Raw genomic sequence first — 26,856 nt, 5'->3', positions numbered from 1 at the left:
ATCCGGAGCGGATGGCGAAGGCGGGTTAGTTGATCGCCGCGGCGAGGTCTTTTTTCACCTGCTCACGCTGCTCGGCGGTCAGCACCTGGCTGACGTCGAAGTAGTATTTCACGCGATAATAGCGCACCTGCTGATCCAGTTGGCTAAAGGCAGCCAGCTGCTGTTTGACTTTGGCTTCATCCCATTTCCCGGAATGAATCACGTCGGCCAGGGCACCGTCCTGATAGCCGCTGATTTTAATCTGGCTCACACTGTTTTCGAAGCCCTGACGCAGCGCCTGGATTTTGGCGACCTGATCCTCACTCAGCTTCAGGTGCTGGACGACCGGGTCCTGCGAGACAGACGGCACGTCAGCCGAGGTCGACGCCTGGCTGGCGGCGGTGAAGCAGGTGGTCAGCGCAATGGCGATCAGGGTGTTACGCAAGCGTGTATTCACAATGAGTTATCCTTCAGGCAAGTAAAAGAGACTGGATTATCATCGCGGGAATAAAGACTATCTGTAACAAAGCATTCGTTTAAAACTGGATAAGAAAAGCATGGCAGGTAACCGAACCTGGCCCCGGCGGGCGCTCAGCAGCAAAGAAAGATATATTCATCCTTCCAGTAACGGCCCTGACCAATGATATCCCCGGCCGCATTGATGAGCCGTTTTTGCTTTTCGGTTTCGATCCCCTCCACAATCACATGCCCGGTCAGGGTATGAATAGCCTGTAACAGCCCGGGCAAAGCGGGATCGTTTTCTTTGTTCCAGAAATAGTCTTTATCCACTTTGACGCAATCAAAGCGAAATCGCTCCAGCAGCCGGAACGTCGTTCGTCCGCGACCAAAGTCATCCAGCCAGACCGGGCAAAGCGCCGCCAGCGTGCTCAGCGCCGTCAGTTCACGACCGGCGATAAATTCATGAAAATTCTCATTTATTTCCAGAGCAATGTTTTTACAGGAGCGCAGAAAATCACAGAGATAGCGGTCAGTCAGAATAAAATGGCTTAATAAATCATCAATATTCAGAGAGATCGGCTTATTATCGACCTGGGAAAAATCAAATACGGAAAGCAACTCGATTTGTCGGGTAAATAGTGCAAGCTTATCGCTTTCGGTGAGCGTGGAGAAAGAAAACGTGGGCGCTGAGGTGTTATTTTGTGCGGGTGCTATAATGTCTTTAGTGAGCAATTCCCACGAGTGGTAACCGCCACCATCGCTAATAGCGGGCTCCAGAACGAAGCGATAAGAGGTATTTTTCACGTTTTCTTTAACCATTTAAAAAATACCAGAAATAAGAAAGGGTTAAAGCATGTCATATATTTCCCGCTAACAAAAATAGTTTAAAATGATCGATAAGAAACATTCGATAGCTAAAAGCTATCAAGATATAATTTATTGATCGGTAAAGTGAATTAATATAAATTTGCCACCGCTGTCAGACCCGCGTAAATCACAATTAAAATATCGTTTCAAACCAGCAAGTTACAAGATAACCCCGCCGCCAGGCATGGCGACTTCATGCTTTTCCCTGCAGGATAAAAAACATGGTGTAATAAAAACGAAAAAAACAAGCCGCCAGTTTTGTCATATTGTTATGCGAAGATGAATAACGCATCACCCGGCACGCCCCGCCGGCCATGCCTTCTGCGGGCGATAAATCAGGCAGCCGGGTCAACGAAACGTCATATTTTCCCGCTACCTTACTGGCAGAAAAGGCGAAGCGGGAACAGGGTAGTGAAAAGAATATACGTGGTTCCGCTGGCGCTGATGCTGATCATGCTCAGCGTCAGCGCGTGGCGGGAACCGGCTCCGCGGCATGCCGCCAGAGGGCTGTGCGTCTGGTTTGATGGCGCAATGGTCGACTGCCTGCAGAGGCAGCGGCTGGGCGAAGCGAGGCCCGCTCACGCGCTGGTCAGACGATAAACCGGTACCCGCCGGGTGGTATTGAACAGATTGTCGCTGACCTCCACCTCCTCAGTGACAATAGCCATCCCGGACCGGCGCAGCTGGGCAATGTCCGCCGCCACCCGCTGACTACCGAACCAGAACAGGGCATCAAGCGCGGTAACCGGCAGGCCGGCGATTAATGCCTGGCGGAGTCGATCCCGGGCAGGTTTAATCTCCCGGGCGATCTGCTGGTACGGCGCCGCCGTCAGGCCCGTCGCTTCGACGCGACGAATGCGGTTTGTCAGGTGGTAATGAAAGCTCTCCGGTACAGCCTGTAAATCCTGCTTCAAACTGTAGACGCAGCCGTAACGTTTGCCGTTGAAAACGGCGGCTTTACGGCTGAGCTGCAGCGTCTCGCGGACGTCGGCGATCAGCTGCGGCGCGCGCACCAGCAGCAGGCGAAAAGGCAGCTCGAAGCTGGTGACGTAGTCGACGTTCAGTAACGCAATGCGCAGGCGCTCCTCTGCCCCGGCCTGCAGCTGACGGCACTCCTGATAGACTTCGCGCCACTGCTCCCGCAGCCGCGACGTTTCGCCGGCTTCGGTAAACTGGTATTTTTCAATATCGTAATCAACTCTCCCGGCCACCGCGCATTCCTTCCTGAATCAGTCCCGGCGTTATACTATCATCCTCCGGCGCTGTACCCTACGCCGAGCGCCGTCGCCGCTGTCGGTTATTTACGATAAAGATAACGGGTGATGACCACATCAAGAACAAACAGCAGGAAAATAACGCTGCTTAACCACAATAAGCCTGCGAATAAATCAAGTAATTGCATCGTTGTTCCCTCGCCGTTGGCCATAAAAAATAAAGCCCCATCACCATAAAGTAGTTAAGAACTACCTTAACAGCCACAGAATAAAAATTATTTAGCGATATGAAATCCCGAGCCCTTGCAGGTTCATTTTACTGACATCAAATTGTCATCAAACAATGTCTATCATCAGCCGACGCCACAGGATTGTTCCTGCCGTCATGGTATCGCCGGCAAACGCGCGACCGCACGGTTTAACAACACGGAATAATATCGCCCTACCCCACTCTTACTGTCATTGCATAATCTTATATCAGGCCCCATTGCCATTCTGCTGAATAATCCGGAAAGCGCGATAAGTCATAAACGCCCTGCTGATTGGTTGACCATGGAGAAATACGATGCCCAGCGAAAAAGCCCGCAGCCTTGACCATTTCTATGAATTACTGGCGACAGGACAACATCAGAAAATTGAACTCGATTTCGACGTCGCCGCGGACGATTTTTTTAAAATCGCCACCGAGTTTGGCGACATTGGCGCGAGGATCACCCGGCTGAATGAGCGATTTATTATTAAGATCAAGTCGCCGAAAGCGTAAGCCCCTGCCCGCCCTCTCTGGCGGGCGTCAGGCCAGCGGTCGTCGCCCGTCCCTTTTTCTTAACGAGTGCCGGTCTGCCGTTCGGCAAAATAGTGCGCCGGCGTCGTCCCCATCGTTTTTTTAAACAGGGTAATGAAAGCATTCACCGACTCATACCCCAGCTTAGCCGCCACGTTTTGTACCGAAACGCCGCTGGCCAGCTCCTGCAGGGCAATAATCAGATGCAGCTGCTGGCGCCAGCGTCCGAAGGTGAGGCCGGTCTCCCGCTGCATCAGGCGCGCCAGGGAGCGTTCACTCAGCGCCAGACGTTTCGCCCACACCGGCAGGGTACTGCGATCGTCAGGATGACTCACCAGCCTGTCGGCCATGGCGCGTATTTTGGGGTGCGATGAGACGGGCAGATTCAGGCGCTGCGCCGGCATGGTCGCCAGCTCGTCAAGGGTCACCCGGGTCAGTCTCCCGGCATGGCTATCCGCCGCGTAGTCCGCCCCTTCGCGGGTGAGCCGCCCCACCAGCTCATGGATCAGGGAAGAGAGCGCCAGCGCGCAGCAGCTGTCGGGCAGCGCCGCCGCCCCGGGTTCAATAAACAGGTAGTTGAGGCGCGCGTTCCAGGTGGCGGTCACACTGTGGGCAATACCGCCCGGGATCCATACCGCGCAGCGAGGCGGCACGATCCACAGGTTATTTTCCGCCCGACAACGCACCGCGCCATACAGCACGATAATCAGTTGTCCTTTACGATGGCTATGCACCGGCACTTCGGCTTCATACTCGACAAAATCAAGATGACGCGCGACGGCCGGGCAGGAAGATGCGTCCGGATCGTACAGCGTATTGGCAAAGGGTGATGGCATACGGTTGGCAAGATTCAGGTATTTTTTGACAGAATAGAGTATTTCTCCGCAAGCGCAAGCCGGCAATAATCGGCGGCATGAACATCATCCTCTTTCGTCAGGCCCGCTGGCTGCGGGCCGCAGGCGCCGTCGCGCGCCGTTTCATGCCGCAAACACCCTCAGCCGCGCTGCGCAGCGATGGCCAGGCGGTGATCTATGCTGCGAAGAGTTTCGCCGCGGCGATGCTGGCTTACTATCTCGCGCTCTCCATCGGTCTGCAGCGGCCTTCCTGGGCCATCATCACCGTCTATATCGTCTCGCAGACCTCGGCGGGCGCCTCGTTGAGCCGTAGCGTCTATCGGCTGGTCGGGACCGTCGTCGGCGCGGCGGCCACCGTGATCATCGTGCCCACCTTCGTCAACCAGCCGATCCTGTGCAGCGTCGTGCTGGCCCTGTGGATCGCGGGTAGCCTCTGCCTGTCCCTGCTTGAACGCACGCCGCGCGGGTACGCCTTCCTGCTGGCGGGCTACACCGCGAGCCTGATTGGCTTTCCCGCCGTCTCCGCGCCCGGGACGATCTTTGATCTCGCCGTCACCCGGGTGGAAGAGATCGTCATCGGTATCTTATGCGCCGGCCTGATCCATCGCTTCGTGCTGCCGGTGCGCATCGCCGGGCGGTTTAACAGCACGCTGGCACAGACGCTGGCAACCGCCCGCCAGCGGATCGCCGATACGCTGGCAGGCAAGCCGGTGGCGGCGGAAACGCTGCGGCTGGCGCTGAGCCTGCAGTTTCTCCAGGGCATTAACCACCACCTGCCCTGGGATGACGGCCTGTCTGTCCCTCACCGCCAGGCGAGAAAAGCGATCCACGACCGACTGGCGCGACTGTTGATCGTCAATGGCGAATTGTATGACCGTTTACAGCGGAGCGGGCCGCCACCTGACGACCTGCAGGCGCTGCTGGCGGAGGCAGAGGCCTGGCTGACAGGCCCGCAAGCCGCCAGGTCGGCGCCCTCGGCAGACGGACTTCTCTTCCGCTGCGAGCGGCTCATCGCCCGGTACGCTACTGACGCGCAGACCATGGACGAGGCGCTGCGGCTCAGCCTGGCGCGCCATCTGGCGGAAGCCATCCGCCTCCTGCAGGAGAGCGAGCGGCTGGCGAAGGCGGTTTATCGCCGGCGGTCGCCTGCCCTGCCCCCCGACGCCGGCGCGGCGAAGGGTTATGTTTTCCATCGCGATCCGCTCAGCGCCCTGCGGACTTCCTTCGGCGCCTTCGTCATCATCCTTAGCGGCTGCCTGATCTGGATAGGATCCGCCTGGCCCGATGGCGGCACCGCGGTCTCGATCCTCGGGGTCTGCTGTAGCCTGTTCGCCAGCTTCGACGCGCCGGCGGCGCATCTGGTGAAATACCTGATCGGCTGCGTGTGGGGCGTGCTGTTCAGCCTGCTCTACAGCTTCGTCCTGCTGCCGCAGGTGAACGAATTTGCGCTGCTGGCGGCGGTGCTCGCCCCGGTCTATCTGCTGGCCGGCTCGCTGCAGGCGCGGCCAACCACCACCTTTATGGCGATGGGCATCACCCTGACGCTGCCGATATTGTGCGAGCTGGGGGCCAGCTACCGCGGCGACTTCGCGACGGCGATCAATACCGCGCTCGCGCTGTTTATCGCCGTCGGTTATGCGGCGTTTGGTATGCGCCTGCTGCAAACCGTGCAGGCGGAAACCGCTATCCGTCGTCTGCTGACGCTGTGCCAGCGCGATATCCGCCGCGCCGCTCGCGGCCGGCTGGCGCACAATGCCCACCGCTGGACCAACCTGATGATCGACCGAACCGCATTACTGCTGCCCTGCCTGCCGCAGAGCGGACCGGCAGCCGGTCAGTTGCTTGACACGATGCTGCGCGATATTCGTACCGGTCTCGCCGTGATCCATCTGCGCCGTCGCTATCAGCAGGCGGACAGTGCGTCGGCGGACGCAGTGCAAGCGCTCCTGGACGCGCTGAACCCGCAGCCGGACATGACGGCCCTGGAGCAACCGGTCAATGCGCTGCTGGCCCAGGCTTTACCGGCGACCGATGCCGCCTCGCGCGAACGTGCGGAAGCGCTCATCGCGCTGTATTGCGCCTTACACCTGCCTGAGGAGAGCCAGAACCATGCGTGACCTCGCGCTGGGCGGGGTATTTTTCCCCGGCCTGCTGATTGTCGGCCTTATCGCCCTGCTCGCTACACTGTTGCTGCAACCGCTTATCTTCTCCGCCCGCGGCCCGGGTCGCCTGCCGTGCCGGCCGCTGTGGGGGCTGTCCCTTTTTATCGCGCTTTTCTTCCTGCTCCTGCAGGGCGTTCACTCGCTGGGGTTATCCGTATGACACTGTATCTGACACTTCTGGGCCGCTATGCCCTGACTTTAGGCGCCGTCGCCGCCGCCGCGCTACTGGCTTTCATTTTCTGGAAACAGGAGGCGCAGACGCCCTGGACCCGCGATGGCCGGATGCGGGCCGACGTGGTGCAGATCGCCCCCAATGTCTCGGGGCCGGTGGCCAGCGTGGCGGTGAAAGACAACCAGTGGGTCAATCGGGGAGAGGTACTCTATACCATCGATCCGCGCTGGCTGAAGCTGGCGGTCAGCAGCGCTCAGGCGGAGGTGGAAGCCCGACGCCAGGAGATGGCGATGCGCCAGGATGCCGCCAGACGTCGGGCGCAGATCCAGGGCGTCATCTCCAGCGAAGATCTGAAACAGACCAACAGCGCGGCCAGCGTCGCGGCCGCTAACTACCAGGGCGCGCTGGCGGCACTGGCGCTGGCGCAGTTGAATGTAGCCCATGCCACCGTGCGGGCGCCGGTATCCGGCTACGTGACCCATCTCCGGCTGCGCCCCGGCGACTATGCCACCGCCGGGGTGACGACAGTCGCCATTATCGATGGTCAGAGCTTCTGGGTGGTGGGGTATTTTGAAGAGACCCGTCTGCGCCACATCCACATTGGCGATACCGCGCACATCACGCTGATGGGCTATGACCCGGTTATTACCGGCCATGTGGAGAGCATCGGGCACGGGATCGGCGATACCAATGATGAAACCGGCGCCCTGGGCCTGCCGCAGGTCGAGCCAACGTTCAGTTGGGTGCGGCTGGCGCAGCGTGTGCCGGTGCGTATCCATATCGATACCCTGCCCGCAGGGGTGGAGCGGGTCGCCGGTCTGTCCGCGACCATTTCGGTCATCCCTGACCGGACGGCGCGGCGCGCCGGCCAATCATCAGTAGCCGACTTGCTGTCCTCTCAGTGATAGCCTTCGCTACCGGACACTTTGCCGCGAAAGACGTAATAGCTCCAGGCGGTATACATCAGGATCACCGGGATGATCAGCAGCGCCCCCGGCAGCATAAATACCTGGCTGGAGGGCGGCGCGGCGGCATCCCACAGGGAGATGTGCGGCGGAATAATGTTCGGCCAGACGCTGATCCCCAGCCCGCTGAAGCCGAGGAATATCAGGCCCAGCGTCAGGATAAAGGGACGAGCGTGGCTGGCGGGGCGCGCGCTCAGGCGCCAGATCCACAGGCTCAGGGTCAGCACCAGGATCGGCACCGGCACGAACCAGAAGAAATTGGGCAGCGTAAACCAGCGTTCCGCCACGTAGCGCCAGCCCAACGGCGTCCAGACGCTGACCACCGCGATCACCGCCATCAGCGCCAGCAGCACCTTGCGGGTCAGCTCGCGCATCCGCTGCTGCAGCACGCCTTCGCTTTTCATGATGAGCCAGGTGGTGCCCAACAGCAGATAGGCCACCACCAGCCCCAGACCGCAGAACAGGTTAAAGGGGGTAAGCCAGTCCAGCGTCGAGCCGGCGAAGCGGCGGTCGGCTACCGCAAAGCCGTTGATAAAGGCGCCGACGACAATCCCCTGGCTGATGGTCGCCAGCAGCGAGCCGCCGGCGAAGGCATAGTCCCAGAAGGTGCGATGCGAGGGAACCGCTTTAAAACGAAACTCAAACGCCACGCCGCGGAAAATCAGGCCGATGAGCATCGCCGTCAGCGGGATAACCAGCGCATCGGTGATCACCGCGTAAGCCAGCGGAAACGCGCCGAACAGCCCTGCCCCGCCGAGCACCAGCCAGGTTTCGTTACCATCCCAGACGGGCGCCACGCTGTTAACCATCACATCGCGCTCTTCGGCGTCATGCACCACGCTGAACAGCATCCCGATGCCTAAATCGAAACCATCCATCACGATATACATCAACGTGGCGAAGACAATGATGACAAACCAAATCACCGAGATATCGATGCTCATGATGCGTTCTCCTCATCCCGCACCGGCTCTGCCGCCGAGAGCGGACGCGCCGGGGTGCCTGCGGTTTGCGAGGTCAGCTCCGTCACCGGCTGCGGCCCTTTTTTGATAAGCCGGAAGATATAGTAATACCCCACGCCAAACACCGCGCAGTAGACCACGATAAACACCAGCAGGCTGATAGCCATCTGCAGCGTACTGTGCAACGACACCGCGTCCCGGGTGCGCAGCAAACCGTAGATCACCCACGGCTGACGGCCCATCTCGGTGGTCACCCACCCGGCGACCAGCGCAATAAGACCGGCGGGCCCCATACAGAGCGCAAACCACTGGAAGGGACGCGAATGGTACAGCCGCCGCCGATAGCGCAGCCAGGCGCTGCAGATCCCTAAGGCGATCATCAACACGCCCATCCCAACCATGATACGGAACGACCAGAACACGGCGGGCGAATAGGGCCGGTCTTCTTTCGGGAAATCTTTCAGGGCCGGCACCTGCTTATGCAGGCTGTGGGTGAGGATCAGGCTGCCCAGCGCCGGGATCTCCAGGCCATAGCGGGTCCGCTCCTCTTCCATATCCGGCAGGCCAAACAGCAGCAGCGGGGTGGCCTCGCCCGGCCGGTTTTCCCAGTGTCCTTCAATCGCCGCAATCTTCGCCGGCTGATGCTCAAGGGTGTTAAGGCCATGCATATCCCCCACCACCGCCTGGATGGGCGCCACCAGCAGCGCCATCCACATCGCCATCGACAGCATTTTGCGGATGGCCGGCGAGTCGTTGCCGCGCAGCAGATGCCAGGCGGCGGAGGCCCCGACGAACATGGCGCTGCTGAGGAACGCGGCGATCGCCATATGGAACAAGCGATACGGGAATGAGGGGTTAAAGATAATCGCCAGCCAGTCCTGCGGGATAAGGTGGCCATTTTCGAGGGTAAAACCCTGCGGCGTCTGCATCCAGCTATTGGAGGCGAGGATCCAGAAGGTGGAGACCAGGGTGCCAAGGGCTACCATGCAGGTGGTAAAAAAATGCAGCGCCGGCGGCACCTTGCTCCAGCCGAACAGCATCACGCCGAGGAATCCCGCTTCGAGGAAGAAGGCGGTCAGCACTTCATACAGCAGCAGCGGGCCGGTAATACTGCCGGCAAACTGGGAGAATCCGCTCCAGTTGGTGCCGAACTGATAGGACATGACTAATCCGGAAACCACGCCCATGCCAAAATTGACGGCGAAAATTTTCAGCCAGAAGTTGTAGAGCGAGCGCCAGACGTTATCCCGGGTTCGCAGCCACATCCCTTCCAGCACCACAAGGTAGCTGGCAAGGCCGATGGTGATGGCCGGAAACAGAATATGGAAGGAAACGGTAAAGGCAAATTGCAGTCGGGCCAGATGAAACGCGTCAAATTCAAACATAATCCGCACCCATCATTATGAAACGCCCCGGCCGCAGCCGGGGCTTATGCGAACATCACTTAGCCGATGATGAGGTGTTTTGCTTACCGGCGCCCAGTTCAGCGCCGGTCAAAGGATCACCCTGCGGGTCAGACTCTGTTCGCTTCAGCATCGCTTTGCACAGCGCTTCCTGCTCCGGCGTCAGGCCGACAGAGGCGCTGCCATCTCCGCCATCCACGGCCGGCTGCGGATCCTTGACATAATCGAAGTGTTTGTCACTGTTCCAGCTGCCGCGTACTTCTCCACCTTCAGACATATTGTAGTAGGTGTTCGCGTACTCGCTAATGGGCGGCAGTTTGCCCGGCGGATAGTTGTTGCGAATTGACTGCAGCGCCTTCTCAAAAGAGAGCTGATGCGCCGCTTCGCGGGTCATCAGGAACGCCAGCGCGTCTTTTACGCCGGGATCGTCGGTCACGTTGATCAGCCGTTCATAGACGATCTTCGCCCTCGCCTCCGCCGCGACGTTTGACCGCAGGTCGGCGGTGGGTTCGCCGATAGTATCAATGTAGGCCGCCGTCCACGGCACGCCCGCCGAATTGGTCAGCGGGGTACCGCCGCCGTACAGTAACGACGTAATATGGCTGTCGTTGCCGTTGGCGGTGAGCGAACGATAGAGTTCCGCCTCGCTCTCGGTGCCCTCCGCCAGCGCCCCTTTGGCGCCTTTATTTAGCATGCCGACCAGGGTGCCAATGATCTCCAGATGGCTCAGCTCCTCTGTCGCGATATCCATCAGCATGTCTTTGCGGCCGGGATCGTCATCGCTTAATCCCTGAGTGAAATAACGACACGCGGCGGCCAGCTCGCCCTGAGGGCCGCCAAACTGTTCGAGCAGTAAATTCGCGAGCCCCGGATTGGGTTCAGCAACGCGCACGGTATACTGCAGTTGTTTCACATGACGAAACATAGGCCTGCCTCCTGGTTATTTTTTCGCTTCTACGCCGTCAGCATCTGAACGCAGGAGAAATTGCTCCGTGGTCTGAGGAATATGTTTGATCAGCCAGTCGGCCATGGCCTGCTCTTCCGCCAGGATGGCCTCAATGGCCGGAATGGAAGCGGTATCGCCCGCTTTTTCAGCCGCCGCCAGCAGAGAGGTATAGCAGGCGATCTCAAACTGCTCGAAGACGTACCCGCTGATCGAGCCTTTGACTATTTCATCGGAAGGAAACATCCCGCCGATGGACTGGCCGAGAGCCGCCATTTTACTCATCGAATCTTTAATCACCGAGCGCGAAATCTCGTTGCGGTCGAGGATCTCTTCCAGCACGGTAATTTGCCGTTTGGTCTCATTAATATGCTGTTCAATTCTGGCACGGAGATCCGGATAATTATCGATACGGCCAGCCATTGATTCCAGCATGGATTCTGCCTGTTTTTCCATGGCATGCGCATCTCGTAGCCAGTCATGATAATGTTCAATGTGATTCATCGTGATTTCCTCGTGTCAGGGAGCGTTTATTTTTCTGCTTTTTTATTAATATTACCTACCGCCAGGTCGGTTAATTTCACATCGGTTTGTTTTTCTTCTTCCAGGGTTTCGGCCAGCAGTTTGACCGCTTTTTTATAACCCAGCTGTTCCGCCAGGGTCACCAGGGTACCGTAACTGGCAATTTCGTAATGCTCGACCTTTTGCGCAGCGGCAATTAACGCGGCATCACGTACTTCATTTTTTTCCGTGCTCTCAACGACTTCATTGGCCTCTTCGATTAATCCTTCCATGGCCACGCATTTCATGCGTTTAATTTTCAGACCGGATTCCTGCTCAACGATCTGGTCGATACGTTCAATCTGGCCCTGGGTTTCTTCAAGATGAGCATTGAACGCCGCGCTGAGTTTTTCACTGGACGCCGCTCTGGCCAGTTTAGCCAGCCCGCGGGTTAATTGTTTCTCTGCGCTGTAGGTATCTGAGAGCAGGTGAATAAATACATCTTCAATGCTTTTCATATTCATAGAAATACCTTCTGGAGTCAGAAAATAACTGCGAGCCCGTGACAGACTCGCAGGAGATACTTTCACTTCAGGGTGCAAGGAAAAGGATAATCAGGAATTATCAGACTTGCGGCCACCGCCGTGGCTGTTTTGTCCGCCTTTTTTACCCGCTTCGGACGCACGCTGCGGATCATTTTTAAAGTTCCCGCCGCTGTGCTGACCACCTTTACGACCTGCTTCAGAAGCTTTTTCACGGTCTTCAGCAAAATTACCGGAACCACCACGATGCTCTGCCATATTTCACCTCATGTATATCGGTTATGTCAGTACGATACGAAAATATTCCGTATCACTCGTCGTTCGATATTTAAATCTAGCGGGTAATGCTGGTTAGTCAAATTATTATCCGGTGTTTCCGACACCTTTTAGCAGCAATTCGGAATAATTCTATAAAACACATCAAAAACAACCAGACGGCACATTTCGGCTAACCCCCTGTGTTCAGGGAAATAATGCGTAGAGACTCCCCATGCGGCAAAGAATTATTTATACCGGCGGGTTACTCCCATTGGGTTATATAACGAAGCGGCAGTATTGCCTGTAGCCCGACTGAAATTAGGAATTTTTCTTGTTTTTAAGGCAAAAAAAAGCCGCTGGGGAAGCGGCTGGAAAAATAAAATGGAGCGAATATCATGCCCGATTAAGCCTGGCATATTCAGGGGAAACAGGCAAATAACGCCAATAAATAAGCGAAGCGTGGAATATATTCAGCGACTGGAATATCACGCAGTTCCATTATTAGTACTCTACGCTTTATTTTCACGGTGGTTTATCGGCGGCAATAGCGTCAGGTCACTTTGCCTTTGCGCCTGATGCGATCAGCCATTCTCTCCAGGAGAAGACTCTATGAAAGCACTCACTTATCATGGCCCCCATCATGTCAGCGTTGACACCATGCCCGACCCAGCCCTTGAGGCGCCGGACGATATTATTCTGCGCGTCACGGCGACGGCGATCTGCGGTTCCGATCTGCACCTTTACCGCGGAAAGATCCCCGGCACGCACCATGGTGATATTTTCGGCCATGAATTTATGGGGGAAGTGGTGGACGCCGGTTCGGACGTCACCGCGGTTCGTAAAGGCGATCGGGTGGTTATCCCGTTTGTCATTGCCTGCGGAGACTGCTTCTTTTGTCGCCTGCAGCAATATGCCGCCTGCGAAAGCACCAATAGCGGCCAGGGGGCGACGCTCAATCGCAAAGGTATTTCGCCACCCGCGGCGCTGTTTGGCTATAGTGATTTGTACGGCGGGATCCCCGGCGGCCAGGCGGAATATGTGCGGGTTCCCAAAGCCAATACCGGCCCGTTTAAAGTGCCGGACACCTTACCCGATGAAAAGGTGCTGTTTCTGTCGGATATTCTGCCCACCGCCTGGCAGGCGGTAAAAAACGCCGAGGTCAAACCCGGCAGCAGCGTGGCTATTTTTGGCGCCGGCCCGGTTGGCCTGCTGTGCGCCTCCTGCGCCAGGCTCAATGGCGCAGAGCAGATATTCATCATCGATCATAACGATTACCGACTCGACTTCGCGCAGCAGCGCTATGGCGCGATCCCGATAAACTTCGACCACCATGACGACCCGGCGCAGTGGATTATCGACAACACCGCCGGCCATCGCGGCGTCGACGCGGTGATTGACGCCGTCGGCTTCGAGGCGAAAGGCAGCCTCACGGAAACCGTCCTCAGCACCCTGAAAATCGAAGGCAGCAGCGGGAAAGCGCTGCGCCAGTGCATCGCCGCCGTGCGCCGCGGCGGCATCGTCAGCGTGCCTGGGGTTTACGCCGGTTTCATTCACGGATTTATGTTTGGCGATGCCTTTGATAAGGGGCTGACCTTCAAAATGGGGCAAACCCACGTCCATGCCTGGTTGCCGGATCTGCTGGCGCTAATTGAGCAAGGGTTGCTCACCCCGGAGGAGATTATCACGCACCATATGCCGCTGGAGGAGGCCGCGCGCGGCTATCAGATCTTTGAGAAGCGTGAAGAGGCATGCCGCAAAGTGATCCTCGTGCCGGGGATGCAGCCCGGAAAGGCAACGCTTTGAGGCGGAGGTTAACGCAGCGAAACCCTTCGGCGGCCAGTGCGGGCCGTGATATAAATACAGCATCCGCTGGCCCGCCGTGGCGGATACCGCCATTAACCACAGGAGAAGGTCATGCTCGAGTTACGCCCGAATTGCGAATGCTGTGATAAAGATCTGCCGCCAGACTCACCCGAAGCGTTTATCTGTTCGTTCGAGTGTACCTTTTGCCAGGACTGCATGACGGCCCGGCTGAACGGTCATTGCCCGAACTGCGGCGGCGAGCTGGTGCGGCGCCCGGTGCGTCCCGAAGAGGCGCTCCGGCGTCACCCCGCCTCCACCCTGCGTCGCCATACGCAGTAAAACCGGATGAGCAGGCGTCGCGAACGGGAGCCCTCAGGCTCCCTTTCTTCACCCTTATTTCTCTGCCGAAAAGCGCCACTCTGCCGCGGTCGACAGCGTCACAAAGGGCCCCGCAAGGGTGACATTGTGATGGCCAATGATGTCAGGCGCTGATAAACGTTCGTTTTCCATGGTTGAGTGCGCATCCGAGATTAACACCGTCCGTAATCCCAGCGCCGATGCCGCTCGGCAGGTCGTGTCCACGCAGAACTCGGTTTTCATCCCGGCAATAACCAGCTGTTTTACGCCGGCCTGGGCGAGCTGATGCTCAAGGTCAGTTTGCTGGAAACAGGAGGGGTATTTTTTAATCAAAACGATATCCCGCTCGCAGTTAACCCCCATCTCAGGCAGCAGTTGGGTTAATGGACTTTGCGCGGAGAACGGAGAGTCGTCAGGTCCGGTATGGCGGGCAAAGAAGACTGGCACCTCAGCCTGTCTCGCTTTTTCAATCAGCAGGCAAACGTTCGCCAGAAGCGCATCGGCCTGATACGGGGAAACCGGGCCACGGAAAAGCCCCTGCTGCATATCGATAATTAACAGGGCATGTTCAGATGAAATCATGATGGGTCTCCATTCAGTCTGTCACGAACGGAGAAGACGCTCCCCGTCCACATTGGCGGGGAGTGAGGATCTGTTTGTCAGGAGCCGGTCACAGATACGCCCACACCACCGCAGGTTACGGTCGTGGTGGTGACGGTGGTGGTTGGCTGCACTGACGTAATCATTATCTGACCTTCACTTATTCTTTACAGATAAAACATAAGCGCCATTATAACGGCTCTTTTCTTATAGCATTGAGCTGAGACGGATTGCAATTTATGCCTGAACAACGCAGCCGCTTTACGCAACCATTAACGGCTTACAATATAGGCGCGAAGGGTTTCGCCTGCTGAAAGAATATGTTTCACGGTATATGCCCGAGCCTCCTGTGGATTATTTTGCTGGCAGGCCATCAGGATCTGCTGATGCTCATCCTGGAATTTCAGCGTATCCGACAGCAGTCTGTTCTGAAAAAGCTCATATCTTTCAATCTGCTCGCGCAATTCACCGATCATCTTCAACAGGCGCTGATTGTTACACTTCCGATACAGCAGTTCATGAAACTCCCGGTTATACCTCCCCTGCTGCTCGGGTTCAGAAGCGCTGCTCAGCAGCTGATGCACCAGCTCTGCCCGGGCAAGCGTTTCCGGGTCCATATTCTTCAGGCTATGAAAAATGGCTTCACCTTCCAGGAGTGCCCGCAGCTGATAAATTTCATCGACATCTGCGGCCGTCAGCGTTTTCACCACCGCGCCACGATTTCTGTAAATCTCAACCAGACCTTCGCGCTCAAGCTGCTGTATCGCTTCTCTCATTGGGATACGGCTGACAGAAAACTGGCAGGCCAGGTCGCGCTCTACAAGCCGGTCGCCATCTCGCAATGCCCCCTTGTTGATTAAGATTTTTAACTCACTGGCAAGGATGTCGGCGGTCGAACGGGTAGCAGCGTTCATTTGGCTCTCTTTACATCATTCATAAATGGTATACCATTATGCCATTATAGCCAACGTCATGACAACCTTGCGATTCTACCTGCGGCTTCGTTCAGGCAATGCACCTGGACGATACCGCAGTGAAGAAATTCATCCCTCTAAAGAGAAAGGCAAATCAATGGAACATGCTTATACCAGTCATATCACATGGACCGGCAATCAGGGCACGGGTACCTCGGGTTACAAGGCTTATGCCCGAACCTGGGATATCGCGGTAAAGGGAAAAGAACCCATTCATTGTTCAAATGATCCATTACTGGGCGGCGATCCCGGCAAAATGAACCCGGAAGATCTCCTGCTCTCTTCTCTCTCTGCCTGTCACATGCTGTGGTACTTACATCTGGCCTCAGATGCCGGCATTACGGTCATGGAATATCAGGACTCGCCGGTGGCAACGGGTGAAGTATTAAAAGGGGGCGCGGGTCGCTTTATTTCTGCTACCCTCAGGCCGAAAATCACCGTATTACCAGGTACCGATCTCGACGCCGCCGCGGCCATTCATCAGCAGATCCATCACGTCTGTTTTATCGCCCGCTCGGTCAATTTCCCGGTCAGCTACCAGCCTGAATTTATTATCTTTAACGCAGAGTAACTCGTTTCTGGCGCGGTCATCCGGCGCTCAGGAAATGTGGCTGGGGTATCCAACCTCAGCCACACTTCGCTGCACACCGAAGCATCCTGCTCTGGCCGTCATTAGACTGCAGGGAAATTCACCACGGAGCAGACTTATGATTGCGGTACTTTTTGAGGCCGGCGCCTTACCGGAAGCACAGGAAAGATATCTTCAACTGGCGGCCGGGCTGACGCCTTTGCTTTCAGACACGCCGGGGTTTATCGCCATCGAGCGCTTTCAGAGCCTGAATTCGCCCGGCAAAATCCTTTCGTTATCCTGGTGGGAAGATGAAGCATCGGTGGCCAACTGGCAGCAAAATGAGCGGCATCTGGCTGCCCAGCGCGAAGGCAAAGCATCGATTTTTTCATATTACAGAATACGCGTTGCCCGCGTGTTCCGGGATTACTCATCGGATCGGGGAGCACAGCCAGATGTATGATATTCACGTCATTCTCAGCAACACGCCGGGCTCGCTGGGCGCAATGGGTATAGCGCTGGGCAACAACGGTGTGGGTCTCGAAGGTGGTGGGGTATTCACCACGCCTGATGCCGGACATGCGCATTTTCTGGTGGAAGACGGTGAGACAGCCCGCAGGGTGCTGACCGAGGCCGGATTTACGGTCAGCGATGTATGCCGTCCTCTGATACGCAAGTTACCCCAGGAACGACCCGGGGAACTGGGAGACATTGCAGACACCCTGGCCCGCAACGGTATTAATATTCTGGTACAGTACAGCGACCACCGTAACCGGCTCATTCTCCTTACCGATGATGACACCCGGGCAGCGGAAGTGACCAAAAAATGGGCCATACTTTTTGAATGAATCTCCTGAAAACGCAGCAAGACAGTGAGCCAGAGGCGGCGCTGGAAACCGCGATGGCGATGGTGGCCTCAGCCCTCTCCGACCCGTCAAGGGTCAGTATTCTCTGCGCGCTGATGGACGGGCGCGCATGGACGGCGACCGAGCTCAGCACGGTCGCCGAGGTCTCCGCCTCCACCACCAGCGGACATCTTGCCCGGCTGCTCAGCAACGGGCTGGTGGTGTGTCTCGCGCAGGGGCGCCACCGCTATTACCGCCTGGCGGGCCCGCATATCGCCGGGCTGCTGGAAAACCTGATGGGCGTCTCAATGCAGGCGCATAAGGCGCTGGCCACCAGCACGCCGGTTACGCTTCGCTACGCCCGCACCTGCTACGACCATCTGGCGGGCGAACTGGCGGTGAATATTTATGAGTTTATGCTGCGGGAAAAATGGCTGACGGCCGATGGGCAGTCCCTGACGTCAGCCGGTAAAACCCAGCTTGAAAGCCTGGGCGCAGTACTTAACGCTCGACCGCGACGTAAGCCTTGCTGCCCCTGTCTTGACTGGAGCGAAAGACGTTTTCATCTGGGAGGCGACGCCGGATCGGCGCTGATGGCGCTGTTTGAGCAGAAAGGATGGATCACCCGCACGCCGGGATATCGGGAAGTGCAAGTGACGGATAGCGGCAGAGCGGCGCTGTCCCGGCTGTTTAATCTCAAAGATAGCATCCGCGGATTAGACTATGTTGAGCCACCAGAAAACGTTAATCATAGTGAGCGCAACGCATAGATTACTCACATTTTTTCTGGCGTACCTGCAGAAAATGGTTTAGTTCCGGGCACCCTTTTTCAGCTCCAGCATATATTTATTGCCGACGCTGCCGAGCTCAAAATTAAACACTAGCTTCGTATTACCTGCTTTCTCCACTCGCGACACTGGAGGAAGCGGTGGTGTAAAAAAACCCGCCGCAGCGGGTCTTTTTTCCGGGCAGCCTATCGGCCGATAGTGCCGCCGGTATCGTTCGCATCGTTGAACCAAGTTCCCAGCTCATTACCGTGCGTGCTGGTGATGGAGAATTGTGCCTCCTGCACGGAAAACAGCAGCACGCCGTTGACGACCCGCGGGCGCTCCGCCAGGTGGCCGTTGTAACGCACCTCATGGGGCTTCACCACAATGATTTTGTTGCCAATGCGCTGACCATTCCGAAGGAAAACGGAGTAGGTACCAGCGAATTTCGAAAAGTTCTGGCTCTTCTTCGCTTCTGCGGCGTTTTGCGCTTTAGTTTTGTGGATGTCGCAGCCCTGCCCGGCGTTCATCTCATTGCATCCGGAGCGCTCCAGCTGTTCGCGATATTTAGCGTTAATGGCGTGTGCCGGTGCTGCAGCGACGGTCGCCAGGGTGATTGCTATCATCAATTTTTTCATTATTTTCTCTATTGTTGGATCTTGCCACTACACATGTACAGTTTTGACACTTCGCCTTTCAGGCAACCGCGGATGAATATATTCGTCTCGGAGCATTCAGTTTTGGCGAGTTCATCGACAGCCTCCGCGCCGGTGTACCCCCATTTTTTGCAGATTGCCGCCGCCTTCTCCTGCGCGCCGTTAAAGGTCGGCGTGAAGTTAGCAGGCTGGCTACCCTTTAGCAGGTACGAAAATTTAACGGTAGCGTCAGCGCGGCTCGCGTTAGTGACGCCCATTGGAGGGGGAACGGCACACCCGGCCAGCGCCGTCGTCAGTGCTACGCCAGAAAGCGTCTTCAGGATGTTCATCTTTTTGCCTCTTCATTAACGGCGTTGTTTTCTTGATGCAATTCAGCGCGGCGTTGCTCATAAAACGCATGAACATCGGCAGGTTGAGCATCCCACAATGCTCTCATTTTCCGGTCATAATTGTCAGCGCAGACACGGCGCTCTTTCTCATACCCGCGGGAGACCGCGACACGCGCTTCACCTTCAACCCGGACAGAGCCATACAACTGGCCATGATATTTCTTGTTAGCGATCTCCTCGCAGCGCAGTAGCGCTTTGTTGTAAAGGCTCCTGGTTTCGCGAAACTTCGCGACGTGCTTTTCCTGATCGTTTATTTGGTTTACGGTGCAACCAACCAGTGCGCAAGCTAACAGCAGCGCGGTGGGGGGGATTTTCTTCATCATATAGTTGTGTTTCCATGTGGTTATATTCAAATTTATAAATCAGTGCTTCAACGGTCGACTGTCGATCCAGGCTGATACGCTCTTCGTTCCAGTAGATGAATCACCAAGCAACAGACCCAGCACGTCTCCTGCCGCATACAGCGTTGCTTTCGACTATGAGCCCATGAATCAACTGCAGGCCTTGGTAGCAAATAACGTGAGCGGCCCCTGATATCTCATTTGCCTCACTTCTCATCTGCGTAATGACGTCCCCAAAAGCAGGGCTAGCCAGGAATAACATCGTGACAACAATGAAGGTATTAATCCTTTTCCATTTATAATCCTGTATTTTTGATAAGGGTTGGATGTTTCAAGTGTCTGGCTTTTACTTTTCCCGTACTCGTAAGATCGGGCAATTGTCAGCAAAAAGAATGAGAACACAAAGTTATTAACTTGTGAAATGTGTTTTTTTATTGAGGTAATGTCAATACATCGCTTTATCGATGATTAATTTCTCGCCACGGGAAGATGCATAACTCTAGTATGTTTTGTTATCTCTATTCCTGCCACCCCAGTATAAGCTTCATCTTATCATATCGGAATGGGGCAAGACTTACAGATTAACCCCATGAAGCTCATTGCGTGTTTTATTGCCCACTGATAAATAATATGCATTCACATTAATTACCCCTGTGATAATTCATGATAACATAAGCAAGTTTTATCAAAATAATGATATAAAAAGCTAACCACCACCGGCTCAAGTACCGCCATGCCACACGAACTGTAAAAGGCAGCGACGGATGACCGACGGAGTCCTCAGGCTTGTTTTTCATTAGCGACACCCAGCGCATAAAATAATTCATCACTGATCTTTGCGAAGCTTTTTTGCAATTCAAAAAGGTTGTGTAATTCGGTGCAAATGGTTGGATTATATTTATTGTTAATAGCTATGATTAGATGTGTTAACTCACATTCAATAACAGCACACAAAAAATTAATATTTGCATTAAATTCTGACGGGCGTTCGACTGGAAACTGTGCGAGCGTGACCGATGGAACGGAAGCGCCTGTTGTATTATTCATGTTGTATCATCATTAATTATTTTCGAGAGGAAGACCCAATAAACATTTAATTATTTTGCAGCATAAAATAAGTCTAAACGACCTATTCTTCAAGAAATATCTCATTAATTTTTGTGTGGATTACAAAATATTCCACCAAATATCCGGCGATTCTTTTCTTCTTCAGGTTTAAATGCGCCCCGTTTATCCCCTTCCTCGTGCAACCATGTGTACAAAGTGTCGACTGAAGTTGCATGCTTGCGGCAGAGGTCTCTGGCAGAACTGACTGCTTCAACTGCGTGAAAAATAGGGATGATCGATTTATGGGAGCATTGCGTCTTCATTGTGTTGCCCTCATGTAATTTATAATGTTGTGGCTCACATCGCGGATGTATTAACCAATGGGGAGACCAGTCAATGTGCTCGTACATAAAACGCAATAGCAAAGGATAGGTCACCTGGTGATCGAGGTAAGGAGTGGAAAGAAGTGGCCTTATGAGGTTTTTCGGGAGGGGTTTTGATAACTTGTTTTGATAAAATTTTGTTAACCGTTCGAAAACTAATAATAAAAACGGGAACCACCAGGTTCCCGTTCTGACATAATCTGGGGGCCAGATTACATGTTCGCGATAATCGCGTCGCCAAACTCTGAACATTTCAGCAGCTTAGCGCCTTCCATCAGACGTTCGAAGTCATAGGTCACGGTCTTGGCGGCGATAGCGCCTTCCATGCCTTTGACGATCAGGTCTGCGGCTTCGAACCACTGCATGTGGCGCAGCATCATTTCTGCGGACAGGATGATGGAGCCCGGGTTCACTTTGTCCTGGCCTGCATACTTCGGCGCAGTACCGTGAGTCGCTTCGAACAGCGCGCATTCGTCGCCGATGTTGGCGCCCGGGGCGATACCGATACCGCCAACCTGTGCCGCCAGCGCGTCAGAGATGTAGTCGCCGTTGAGGTTCATACAGGCGATAACGTCGTATTCCGCCGGACGCAGCAGGATCTGCTGCAGGAAGGCATCGGCGATCACGTCTTTTACCACGATCTCTTTGCCGGTGTTCGGGTTCTTGATTTTCACCCACGGGCCGCCGTCGATCAGCTCGCCGCCGAACTCTTCGCGAGCCAGCTGGTAGCCCCAGTCTTTGAACGCGCCTTCGGTGAACTTCATGATGTTGCCTTTGTGAACGATGGTCACAGAGTCACGATCGTTGGTGATCGCATACTCAATGGCTGCACGAACCAGGCGTTTGGTGCCTTCTTCAGAGCACGGCTTGATGCCGATGCCGCAATGTTCCGGGAAGCGAATTTTCTTCACGCCCATCTCATCGCGCAGGAATTTGATCACTTTGTCTGCTTCAGCAGAGTCGGCTTTCCACTCGATGCCGGCATAGATATCTTCGGAGTTTTCACGGAAGATAACCATGTCGGTCAGTTCCGGGTGCTTAACCGGGCTCGGAGTGCCCTGGTAGTAACGTACCGGACGCAGGCAAACGTAGAGATCCAGCTCCTGACGCAGCGCCACGTTCAGGGAACGAATGCCGCCGCCGACTGGGGTCGTCAGAGGACCTTTGATAGCAACGCGGTAGTCACGAATCAGATCGAGGGTTTCAGCTGGCAGCCAGACATCCTGGCCATAGACGTGGGTCGATTTCTCACCGGTGTAAACTTCCATCCAGGAAATTTTACGCTCGCCCTTATAGGCTTTCTCAACGGCGGCATCAACCACTTTCAGCATCGCTGGGGTAACGTCAACGCCGATACCGTCACCTTCAATGAACGGGATAATCGGATTATGAGGGACGTTCAGTTTGCCGTTTTGCAGGGTGATTTTTTGACCTTCCGCCGGAACTACTACTTTGCTTTCCATTAACCTCTCCTTCGAGCGCTTCTGGTTCTGCTCTTCCCTCTTCACGCGAGCCTGGTGTTGGCTGAGTCGGCCAGCTTCGGAGTACCGGGTCTTCCCGCTAACCGGAGCTATCGCGTCCGTGTCGCCTTCCTGCCTGTGTTGCGAATCGGTTTGAGCAATTTTTTGTTAATAATTTGTAATGAGCATGTCAATACTACCTGAATGTTTGCGTCCATGAAAGGCATTCGTAATTAGGCTATAATGCGGCAATTGATAGAGCCTGAAAATACCATGCAGAAAACTTCATTTAGAAAACATCGCGTTGAGCGATTCAGCACACAACAAGTCACCAGACAACGCAAAGAACGCCAGCCAAAAACTGTGATCTTGTTCAATAAACCCTATGATGTGTTGCCGCAATTTACCGACGAGGCCGGGCGCAGCACGCTGAAAGATTTTATTCCCGTAGCGGGCGTCTACGCCGCAGGTCGACTCGATCGCGACAGCGAAGGGCTGCTGGTGCTGACCAACGATGGCGCGCTGCAGGCGAAGCTGACCCAGCCGGGTAAACGCACCGGCAAGATCTACTACGTCCAGGTGGAAGGCGAACCCACCCCCGAGGCGCTGGCCGCTTTGCGCGACGGCGTCACCCTCAACGATGGCCCCACCCTGCCTGCCGGCGTAGAACTTGTGGAGGATCCCGCCTGGCTGTGGCCGCGCAACCCGCCGATTCGTGAGCGCAAATCGATCCCCACCCGCTGGCTGAAGATCACGCTCTACGAGGGACGCAACCGTCAGGTGCGCCGGATGACCGCCCACGTCGGCTTCCCCACCCTGCGGCTGATCCGCTACGCTATGGGCGGCTACACCCTCGACGGGCTGGCCAACGGCGACTGGCGCAAAGCCGAATAACCGAAAAGGAAAAGCGATGTTTAAACCTCATGTCACTGTTGCCTGCGTGGTTCACGCCCAGGATAAATTTCTCATCGTCGAAGAGACCATTAACGGCAAAGCATTGTGGAACCAGCCGGCGGGCCATCTCGAGGCCAATGAAACGCTGCTGCAGGCCGCCGAACGTGAACTGTGGGAAGAGACCGGCATTCGCGCCACGCCGCAGCACTTCATCCGCATGCATCAGTGGCTGGCCCCCGATAACACCCCGTTTCTGCGCTTCCTGTTCGCCATCGAACTTAGCGATCTGTGCGCCACTGAACCGCACGACAGCGATATCGATCGCTGCCTGTGGCTCAGTGCTGAGGAAATTCTTAACGCGCCAAACCTGCGCTCGCCGCTGGTTGCCGAAAGCATTCGCTGCTACCTGCAGGACCCGCGCCAGCCGCTGTCGCTGATTGGCGCATTTAACTGGCCGTTCACAGGGGGTGAATGAACGGTGAGCGCGTGCTAGAATACGCCGCCTCGAAGTTCAATGTAGCGAGTATTTCCATGTCAGAAAGCCAGAAAAAAGTGATCGTCGGCATGTCCGGCGGCGTCGACTCCTCGGTCTCCGCATACCTGCTGCTGCAGCAAGGGTATAAGGTGGAAGGCCTGTTCATGAAGAACTGGGAGGAAGACGACGGCGAGGAATACTGCACCGCCGCCGCCGACCTTGCCGATGCGCAAGCGGTCTGCGATAAGCTGGGCATTGAACTGCACACCGTTAACTTTGCCGCCGAATATTGGGATAACGTCTTTGAGCTCTTCCTGGAAGAGTACAAAGCCGGCCGCACGCCGAACCCGGATATTCTGTGCAATAAAGAGATCAAATTTAAAGCCTTCCTCGAGTTTGCCGCTGAAGACCTCGGCGCCGACTACATCGCCACCGGGCACTATGTGCGCCGCGCCGATGTCGACGGTAAAAGCCAGCTGCTGCGCGGTCTCGACGGCAACAAAGATCAGAGCTACTTCCTTTATACCCTCAGCCACGAGCAGATTGCCCAGAGCCTGTTCCCGGTGGGTGAGCTGGAAAAACCGCAGGTGCGTAAGATCGCCGAAGAGCTGGATCTGATCACCGCGAAGAAAAAAGATTCCACCGGCATCTGCTTTATCGGCGAGCGTAAATTCCGCGATTTCCTTGGCCGCTATCTGCCGGCGCAGCCGGGCAAAATCCTCACCGTCGACGGCGAGGAGATCGGCACCCATCAGGGGCTGATGTACCATACCCTGGGCCAGCGTAAAGGACTGGGTATCGGCGGCACCAAAGAGGGTAGCGAAGACCCATGGTATGTGGTCGATAAAGACGTGGAGAATAATATTCTTATCGTCGCCCAGGGCCATGACCACCCGCGCCTGATGTCCGTCGGCCTGATTGCGCAACAGCTGCACTGGGTTGACCGTGAACCGCTGCAGGGCACCCTGCGCTGCACGGTGAAAACCCGCTATCGCCAGACCGATATCCCCTGCACCGTTACCGCGCTGGATGAAGACCGTATCGAAGTCACCTTCGATGAGCCGGTCGCGGCGGTGACCCCGGGCCAGTCCGCGGTGTTCTATTTGGGTGAAGTGTGCCTCGGCGGCGGAATTATTGAACAACGACTGCCTCTGCAGTCCTGAACGCGCGTTATTTCCGCCGGGACGAACCGCCCCGGCGGCTGACAAGGAGTATGTGTGGCGAAGAATTACTATGACATCACCCTGGCGCTGGCTGGCGTTTGCCAGGCGGCGCGACTGGTTCAGCAACTGGCGCATCAGGGACATTGCGACAGCGATGCCCTGCATGTGTCGCTGAACAGCATCATCGACCTCGATCCCGAGTCGACGCTGGCGGTGTTCGGTGGCAGTGAAGCCAATCTTCGCCTCGGCCTTGAAACGCTGCTCGGGGTGCTCAATACCAGCAGCCGTCAGGGCCTCAATGCGGAACTCACCCGCTATACCCTGAGCCTAATGGTGCTGGAGCGCAAGCTCGCCGCCAGTAAAGGGGCGATGGACACGCTCGGCAACCGCATCGCCGGCCTGCACCGTCAGCTGGAGCACTTTGACCTGCAGTCCGAAACGCTGCTCAGCGCCATGGCGGGCATCTATGTCGATGTGATAAGCCCGCTGGGCCCGCGTATTCAGGTGACCGGCTCCCCTGCCGTGCTGCAAAGCCCGCAGGTGCAGGCGAAAGTTCGCTCAGCGCTGCTGGCGGGGATTCGCGCCGCGGTGCTCTGGCATCAGGTGGGCGGCGGACGTCTGCAGCTTATGTTTTCCCGTAATCGTCTGGTTAACCAGGCAAAGCAAATTCTTGCTCATTTAACCCCGGAGTTGTGATCTATGGAATTATCCTCACTGACCGCCGTTTCCCCTGTAGACGGCCGCTACGGCGATAAAGTCAGCGCGCTGCGCGGTATCTTCAGCGAATTCGGTTTGCTGAAATTCCGCGTTCAGGTGGAAGTACGTTGGCTGCAAAAACTGGCCGCCCACGCAGCGATCAAGGAAGTTCCTGCTTTTGCTGCCGACGCAAACGGTTTCCTTGACAAAATCGTCGCCGATTTCAGCGTCGAAGACGCCGAGCGCATCAAAACCATCGAGCGCACCACTAACCACGACGTGAAAGCGGTAGAGTACTTTCTGAAAGAGAAAGTCGCTGACGTCGCCGAACTGCACGCCGTGTCGGAGTTTATTCACTTCGCCTGTACGTCCGAAGACATCAATAACCTCTCCCACGCGCTGATGCTGAAAACCGCCCGCGACGAAGTGGTTCTGCCTTACTGGCGCAAGCTGATTGACGCGGTAAAAGATCTGGCGACCCAGTACCGCGATGTACCGCTGCTCTCCCGTACCCACGGCCAGCCGGCGACGCCGTCCACCATGGGTAAAGAGATGGCGAACGTCGCCTACCGTATGGAGCGCCAGTACCGTCAGCTGAACCAGGTGGAAATCCTCGGTAAAATCAACGGCGCGGTGGGTAACTACAACGCCCACATCGCTGCCTACCCGGAAGTCGACTGGCATCAGTTCAGCGAAGAGTTTGTCACTTCGCTGGGCATTCAGTGGAACCCGTACACCACGCAGATCGAGCCGCATGACTATATCGCTGAGCTGTTTGACTGCATCGCGCGCTTCAACACCATTCTGATCGACTTCGATCGCGACGTGTGGGGCTACATCGCGCTCAACCACTTCAAACAGAAGACCATCGCCGGGGAAATCGGCTCCTCCACCATGCCGCACAAGGTGAACCCGATTGACTTCGAAAACTCCGAAGGCAACCTCGGCCTGGCCAATGCGGTCATGCAGCACCTGGCCAGCAAACTGCCGGTTTCCCGTTGGCAGCGCGACCTGACCGACTCTACCGTCCTGCGTAACCTCGGCGTGGGCATCGGCTATGCGCTGATCGCCTATCAGTCCACCCTCAAAGGGATCAGCAAGCTGGAGCTGAACCAGGATCGCCTGCTGGACGAACTGGATCACAACTGGGAAGTACTGGCTGAGCCGATCCAGACCGTGATGCGTCGTTACGGTATCGAAAAACCGTACGAGAAGCTGAAAGAGCTGACCCGCGGCAAACGCGTTGACGCGGAAGGGATGAAGCAGTTTATTGACAGCCTCGCCCTGCCGGAAGAGGAAAAAGTGCGTCTCAAAGCGATGACCCCGGCCAACTATATCGGTCGGGCAACCACCATGGTTGACGAGCTGAAGTAATC

33 protein-coding genes are annotated in these 26,856 nt (G+C 56.0%); 15 read left to right on the top strand and 18 right to left on the bottom strand.

Annotated elements, in window-relative coordinates; all coding sequences use genetic code 11:
* Positions 1-25: 25 nt before the first annotated feature.
* The 4 genes from ACOI7Z_RS06360 to ACOI7Z_RS06345 all read right to left on the bottom strand — a co-directional run bounded on the left by ACOI7Z_RS06360 (position 26) and on the right by ACOI7Z_RS06345 (position 2,516).
* Complete coding sequence (locus ACOI7Z_RS06360) at positions 26-436, bottom strand: Spy/CpxP family protein refolding chaperone (protein WP_023289225.1); 411 nt, start codon at positions 434-436, stop codon at positions 26-28.
* A gap of 134 nt (positions 437-570) precedes the next feature.
* A complete protein-coding gene (locus ACOI7Z_RS06355; protein WP_087849424.1) occupies positions 571-1,257 on the bottom strand; it encodes an EAL domain-containing protein in 687 nt (228 codons plus the stop codon).
* A gap of 425 nt (positions 1,258-1,682) precedes the next feature.
* Positions 1,683-1,838 carry a hypothetical protein gene (locus tag ACOI7Z_RS06350; protein ID WP_032429125.1) on the bottom strand — a complete coding sequence of 52 codons (156 nt, stop codon included), beginning with the start codon at positions 1,836-1,838 and terminating at the stop codon, positions 1,683-1,685.
* A 45-nt stretch (positions 1,839-1,883) separates the two neighbouring features.
* Positions 1,884-2,516 carry a helix-turn-helix domain-containing protein gene (locus ACOI7Z_RS06345; RefSeq protein ID WP_023289223.1) on the bottom strand — a complete coding sequence of 211 codons (633 nt, stop codon included), beginning with the start codon at positions 2,514-2,516 and terminating at the stop codon, positions 1,884-1,886.
* A gap of 568 nt (positions 2,517-3,084) precedes the next feature.
* On the opposite strand from ACOI7Z_RS06345, the gene ACOI7Z_RS06340 reads away from it, so the two are divergent.
* Positions 3,085-3,282: a hypothetical protein gene (locus tag ACOI7Z_RS06340; protein ID WP_023289222.1), complete on the top strand. Its 198-nt coding sequence runs from the start codon at positions 3,085-3,087 to the stop codon at positions 3,280-3,282.
* A 59-nt stretch (positions 3,283-3,341) separates the two neighbouring features.
* On the opposite strand, the gene ACOI7Z_RS06335 is transcribed toward ACOI7Z_RS06340, so the two are convergent.
* Positions 3,342-4,136: an AraC family transcriptional regulator gene (locus ACOI7Z_RS06335; RefSeq protein WP_087849423.1), complete on the bottom strand. Its 795-nt coding sequence runs from the start codon at positions 4,134-4,136 to the stop codon at positions 3,342-3,344.
* A 77-nt stretch (positions 4,137-4,213) separates the two neighbouring features.
* Here ACOI7Z_RS06335 and ACOI7Z_RS06330 point away from each other — a divergent pair, with 77 nt between their 5' ends.
* The 3 genes from ACOI7Z_RS06330 to ACOI7Z_RS06320 are packed head-to-tail and all read left to right on the top strand — an operon-like array spanning position 4,214 to position 7,393.
* Positions 4,214-6,271 (top strand): FUSC family protein, encoded by a 2,058-nt coding sequence (locus ACOI7Z_RS06330; RefSeq protein ID WP_087849422.1) that lies wholly within the window; start codon positions 4,214-4,216, stop codon positions 6,269-6,271.
* Positions 6,264-6,476: a DUF1656 domain-containing protein gene (locus tag ACOI7Z_RS06325; RefSeq protein ID WP_049014926.1), complete on the top strand. Its 213-nt coding sequence runs from the start codon at positions 6,264-6,266 to the stop codon at positions 6,474-6,476. Before ACOI7Z_RS06330 ends, ACOI7Z_RS06325 begins: the two co-directional genes overlap by 8 nt.
* Complete coding sequence (locus ACOI7Z_RS06320; protein WP_023289218.1) at positions 6,473-7,393, top strand: HlyD family secretion protein; 921 nt, start codon at positions 6,473-6,475, stop codon at positions 7,391-7,393. Before ACOI7Z_RS06325 ends, ACOI7Z_RS06320 begins: the two co-directional genes overlap by 4 nt.
* Here the strand turns inward: ACOI7Z_RS06320 and cydB are convergent.
* The 6 genes from cydB to ACOI7Z_RS06290 all read right to left on the bottom strand — a co-directional run bounded on the left by cydB (position 7,387) and on the right by ACOI7Z_RS06290 (position 12,062).
* The gene (gene cydB / locus ACOI7Z_RS06315; RefSeq protein WP_087849421.1) at positions 7,387-8,397 is read right to left on the bottom strand and encodes a cytochrome d ubiquinol oxidase subunit II; all 1,011 of its coding nucleotides are present in this window, start codon (positions 8,395-8,397) and stop codon (positions 7,387-7,389) included. The genes ACOI7Z_RS06320 and cydB overlap by 7 nt on opposite strands.
* On the bottom strand, positions 8,394-9,800 hold the full coding sequence (locus tag ACOI7Z_RS06310; RefSeq protein WP_023289216.1) for a cytochrome ubiquinol oxidase subunit I: 1,407 nt from the start codon (positions 9,798-9,800) through the stop codon (positions 8,394-8,396). Before ACOI7Z_RS06310 ends, cydB begins: the two co-directional genes overlap by 4 nt.
* Positions 9,801-9,855: 55 nt before the next feature.
* A complete protein-coding gene (locus ACOI7Z_RS06305) occupies positions 9,856-10,743 on the bottom strand; it encodes a manganese catalase family protein (protein WP_023289215.1) in 888 nt (295 codons plus the stop codon).
* Positions 10,744-10,758: 15 nt separating this feature from the next.
* Entirely contained in the window at positions 10,759-11,265 is a 507-nt protein-coding gene (locus ACOI7Z_RS06300; RefSeq protein WP_023289214.1) for a ferritin-like domain-containing protein, read from the bottom strand.
* Between the two features lie 26 nt (positions 11,266-11,291).
* Positions 11,292-11,786, bottom strand: a complete 495-nt coding sequence (locus tag ACOI7Z_RS06295; protein WP_023289213.1) for a ferritin-like domain-containing protein — start codon at positions 11,784-11,786, stop codon at positions 11,292-11,294.
* A 90-nt stretch (positions 11,787-11,876) separates the two neighbouring features.
* The gene (locus ACOI7Z_RS06290) at positions 11,877-12,062 is read right to left on the bottom strand and encodes a general stress protein (RefSeq protein WP_004150795.1); all 186 of its coding nucleotides are present in this window, start codon (positions 12,060-12,062) and stop codon (positions 11,877-11,879) included.
* Between the two features lie 609 nt (positions 12,063-12,671).
* On the opposite strand from ACOI7Z_RS06290, the gene ACOI7Z_RS06285 reads away from it, so the two are divergent.
* Together ACOI7Z_RS06285 and ACOI7Z_RS06280 are read left to right on the top strand one after the other, a co-directional pair.
* A complete protein-coding gene (locus tag ACOI7Z_RS06285) occupies positions 12,672-13,865 on the top strand; it encodes a zinc-dependent alcohol dehydrogenase (RefSeq protein ID WP_023289212.1) in 1,194 nt (397 codons plus the stop codon).
* A 111-nt stretch (positions 13,866-13,976) separates the two neighbouring features.
* Positions 13,977-14,204 carry a DUF1272 domain-containing protein gene (locus ACOI7Z_RS06280; RefSeq protein WP_023289211.1) on the top strand — a complete coding sequence of 76 codons (228 nt, stop codon included), beginning with the start codon at positions 13,977-13,979 and terminating at the stop codon, positions 14,202-14,204.
* Positions 14,205-14,258: 54 nt separating this feature from the next.
* On the opposite strand, the gene ACOI7Z_RS06275 is transcribed toward ACOI7Z_RS06280, so the two are convergent.
* Both ACOI7Z_RS06275 and ACOI7Z_RS06270 read right to left on the bottom strand, forming a co-directional pair.
* On the bottom strand, positions 14,259-14,804 hold the full coding sequence (locus ACOI7Z_RS06275; protein ID WP_087848965.1) for a cysteine hydrolase family protein: 546 nt from the start codon (positions 14,802-14,804) through the stop codon (positions 14,259-14,261).
* 290 nt (positions 14,805-15,094) lie between these two features.
* Positions 15,095-15,736, bottom strand: coding sequence for a GntR family transcriptional regulator (locus tag ACOI7Z_RS06270; RefSeq protein WP_064154847.1), 642 nt, complete (start codon positions 15,734-15,736; stop codon positions 15,095-15,097).
* Positions 15,737-15,893: 157 nt separating this feature from the next.
* On the opposite strand from ACOI7Z_RS06270, the gene ACOI7Z_RS06265 reads away from it, so the two are divergent.
* The 4 genes from ACOI7Z_RS06265 (at position 15,894) to ACOI7Z_RS06250 (ending at position 17,979) form a co-directional block, all read left to right on the top strand.
* Positions 15,894-16,367: an OsmC family protein gene (locus ACOI7Z_RS06265; protein ID WP_023289207.1), complete on the top strand. Its 474-nt coding sequence runs from the start codon at positions 15,894-15,896 to the stop codon at positions 16,365-16,367.
* A gap of 136 nt (positions 16,368-16,503) precedes the next feature.
* The gene (locus tag ACOI7Z_RS06260) at positions 16,504-16,827 is read left to right on the top strand and encodes an antibiotic biosynthesis monooxygenase family protein (RefSeq protein WP_087848967.1); all 324 of its coding nucleotides are present in this window, start codon (positions 16,504-16,506) and stop codon (positions 16,825-16,827) included.
* A complete protein-coding gene (locus ACOI7Z_RS06255) occupies positions 16,820-17,212 on the top strand; it encodes an amino acid-binding protein (RefSeq protein WP_087848968.1) in 393 nt (130 codons plus the stop codon). The genes ACOI7Z_RS06260 and ACOI7Z_RS06255 overlap by 8 nt, the downstream gene beginning before the upstream one ends.
* Positions 17,209-17,979, top strand: coding sequence for an ArsR/SmtB family transcription factor (locus ACOI7Z_RS06250; protein WP_087848969.1), 771 nt, complete (start codon positions 17,209-17,211; stop codon positions 17,977-17,979). Before ACOI7Z_RS06255 ends, ACOI7Z_RS06250 begins: the two co-directional genes overlap by 4 nt.
* 203 nt (positions 17,980-18,182) lie before the next feature.
* On the opposite strand, the gene ACOI7Z_RS06245 is transcribed toward ACOI7Z_RS06250, so the two are convergent.
* From ACOI7Z_RS06245 to icd, 5 genes are all read right to left on the bottom strand, one after another.
* Positions 18,183-18,602, bottom strand: coding sequence for a hypothetical protein (locus tag ACOI7Z_RS06245; protein WP_065883861.1), 420 nt, complete (start codon positions 18,600-18,602; stop codon positions 18,183-18,185).
* Positions 18,603-18,622: 20 nt separating this feature from the next.
* Positions 18,623-18,961, bottom strand: a complete 339-nt coding sequence (yecR, locus tag ACOI7Z_RS06240; RefSeq protein ID WP_087848970.1) for a YecR family lipoprotein — start codon at positions 18,959-18,961, stop codon at positions 18,623-18,625.
* Positions 18,958-19,344: a hypothetical protein gene (locus tag ACOI7Z_RS06235; RefSeq protein WP_032452458.1), complete on the bottom strand. Its 387-nt coding sequence runs from the start codon at positions 19,342-19,344 to the stop codon at positions 18,958-18,960. The genes yecR and ACOI7Z_RS06235 overlap by 4 nt, the downstream gene beginning before the upstream one ends.
* Positions 19,345-20,142: 798 nt before the next feature.
* Positions 20,143-20,409, bottom strand: a complete 267-nt coding sequence (locus tag ACOI7Z_RS06230; protein WP_130941825.1) for a hypothetical protein — start codon at positions 20,407-20,409, stop codon at positions 20,143-20,145.
* Positions 20,410-21,004: 595 nt separating this feature from the next.
* Positions 21,005-22,255, bottom strand: coding sequence for an NADP-dependent isocitrate dehydrogenase (gene icd / locus ACOI7Z_RS06225; RefSeq protein WP_023289166.1), 1,251 nt, complete (start codon positions 22,253-22,255; stop codon positions 21,005-21,007).
* A 240-nt stretch (positions 22,256-22,495) separates the two neighbouring features.
* Between icd and rluE the strand changes: the two genes are divergently transcribed.
* The 5 genes from rluE to purB are packed head-to-tail and all read left to right on the top strand — an operon-like array spanning position 22,496 to position 26,854.
* A complete protein-coding gene (gene rluE / locus ACOI7Z_RS06220; RefSeq protein ID WP_087848971.1) occupies positions 22,496-23,146 on the top strand; it encodes a 23S rRNA pseudouridine(2457) synthase RluE in 651 nt (216 codons plus the stop codon).
* 16 nt (positions 23,147-23,162) lie between these two features.
* On the top strand, positions 23,163-23,621 hold the full coding sequence (locus tag ACOI7Z_RS06215) for an NUDIX hydrolase (protein WP_004150802.1): 459 nt from the start codon (positions 23,163-23,165) through the stop codon (positions 23,619-23,621).
* Between the two features lie 56 nt (positions 23,622-23,677).
* Positions 23,678-24,784: a tRNA 2-thiouridine(34) synthase MnmA gene (gene mnmA, locus ACOI7Z_RS06210; RefSeq protein ID WP_065883900.1), complete on the top strand. Its 1,107-nt coding sequence runs from the start codon at positions 23,678-23,680 to the stop codon at positions 24,782-24,784.
* 54 nt (positions 24,785-24,838) lie between these two features.
* Positions 24,839-25,480 carry a high frequency lysogenization protein HflD gene (gene hflD / locus ACOI7Z_RS06205; protein WP_004140557.1) on the top strand — a complete coding sequence of 214 codons (642 nt, stop codon included), beginning with the start codon at positions 24,839-24,841 and terminating at the stop codon, positions 25,478-25,480.
* 3 nt (positions 25,481-25,483) lie between these two features.
* Entirely contained in the window at positions 25,484-26,854 is a 1,371-nt protein-coding gene (gene purB / locus ACOI7Z_RS06200) for an adenylosuccinate lyase (RefSeq protein ID WP_004176557.1), read from the top strand.
* Positions 26,855-26,856: the final 2 nt, after the last annotated feature.

Source organism: Klebsiella sp. C283, assembly GCF_048822555.1.
GTDB lineage: Bacteria > Pseudomonadota > Gammaproteobacteria > Enterobacterales > Enterobacteriaceae > Klebsiella > Klebsiella quasipneumoniae.
Note: the sequence above shows the minus strand (reverse complement) of the source record. Positions and strands in the feature narration are given on the sequence as shown.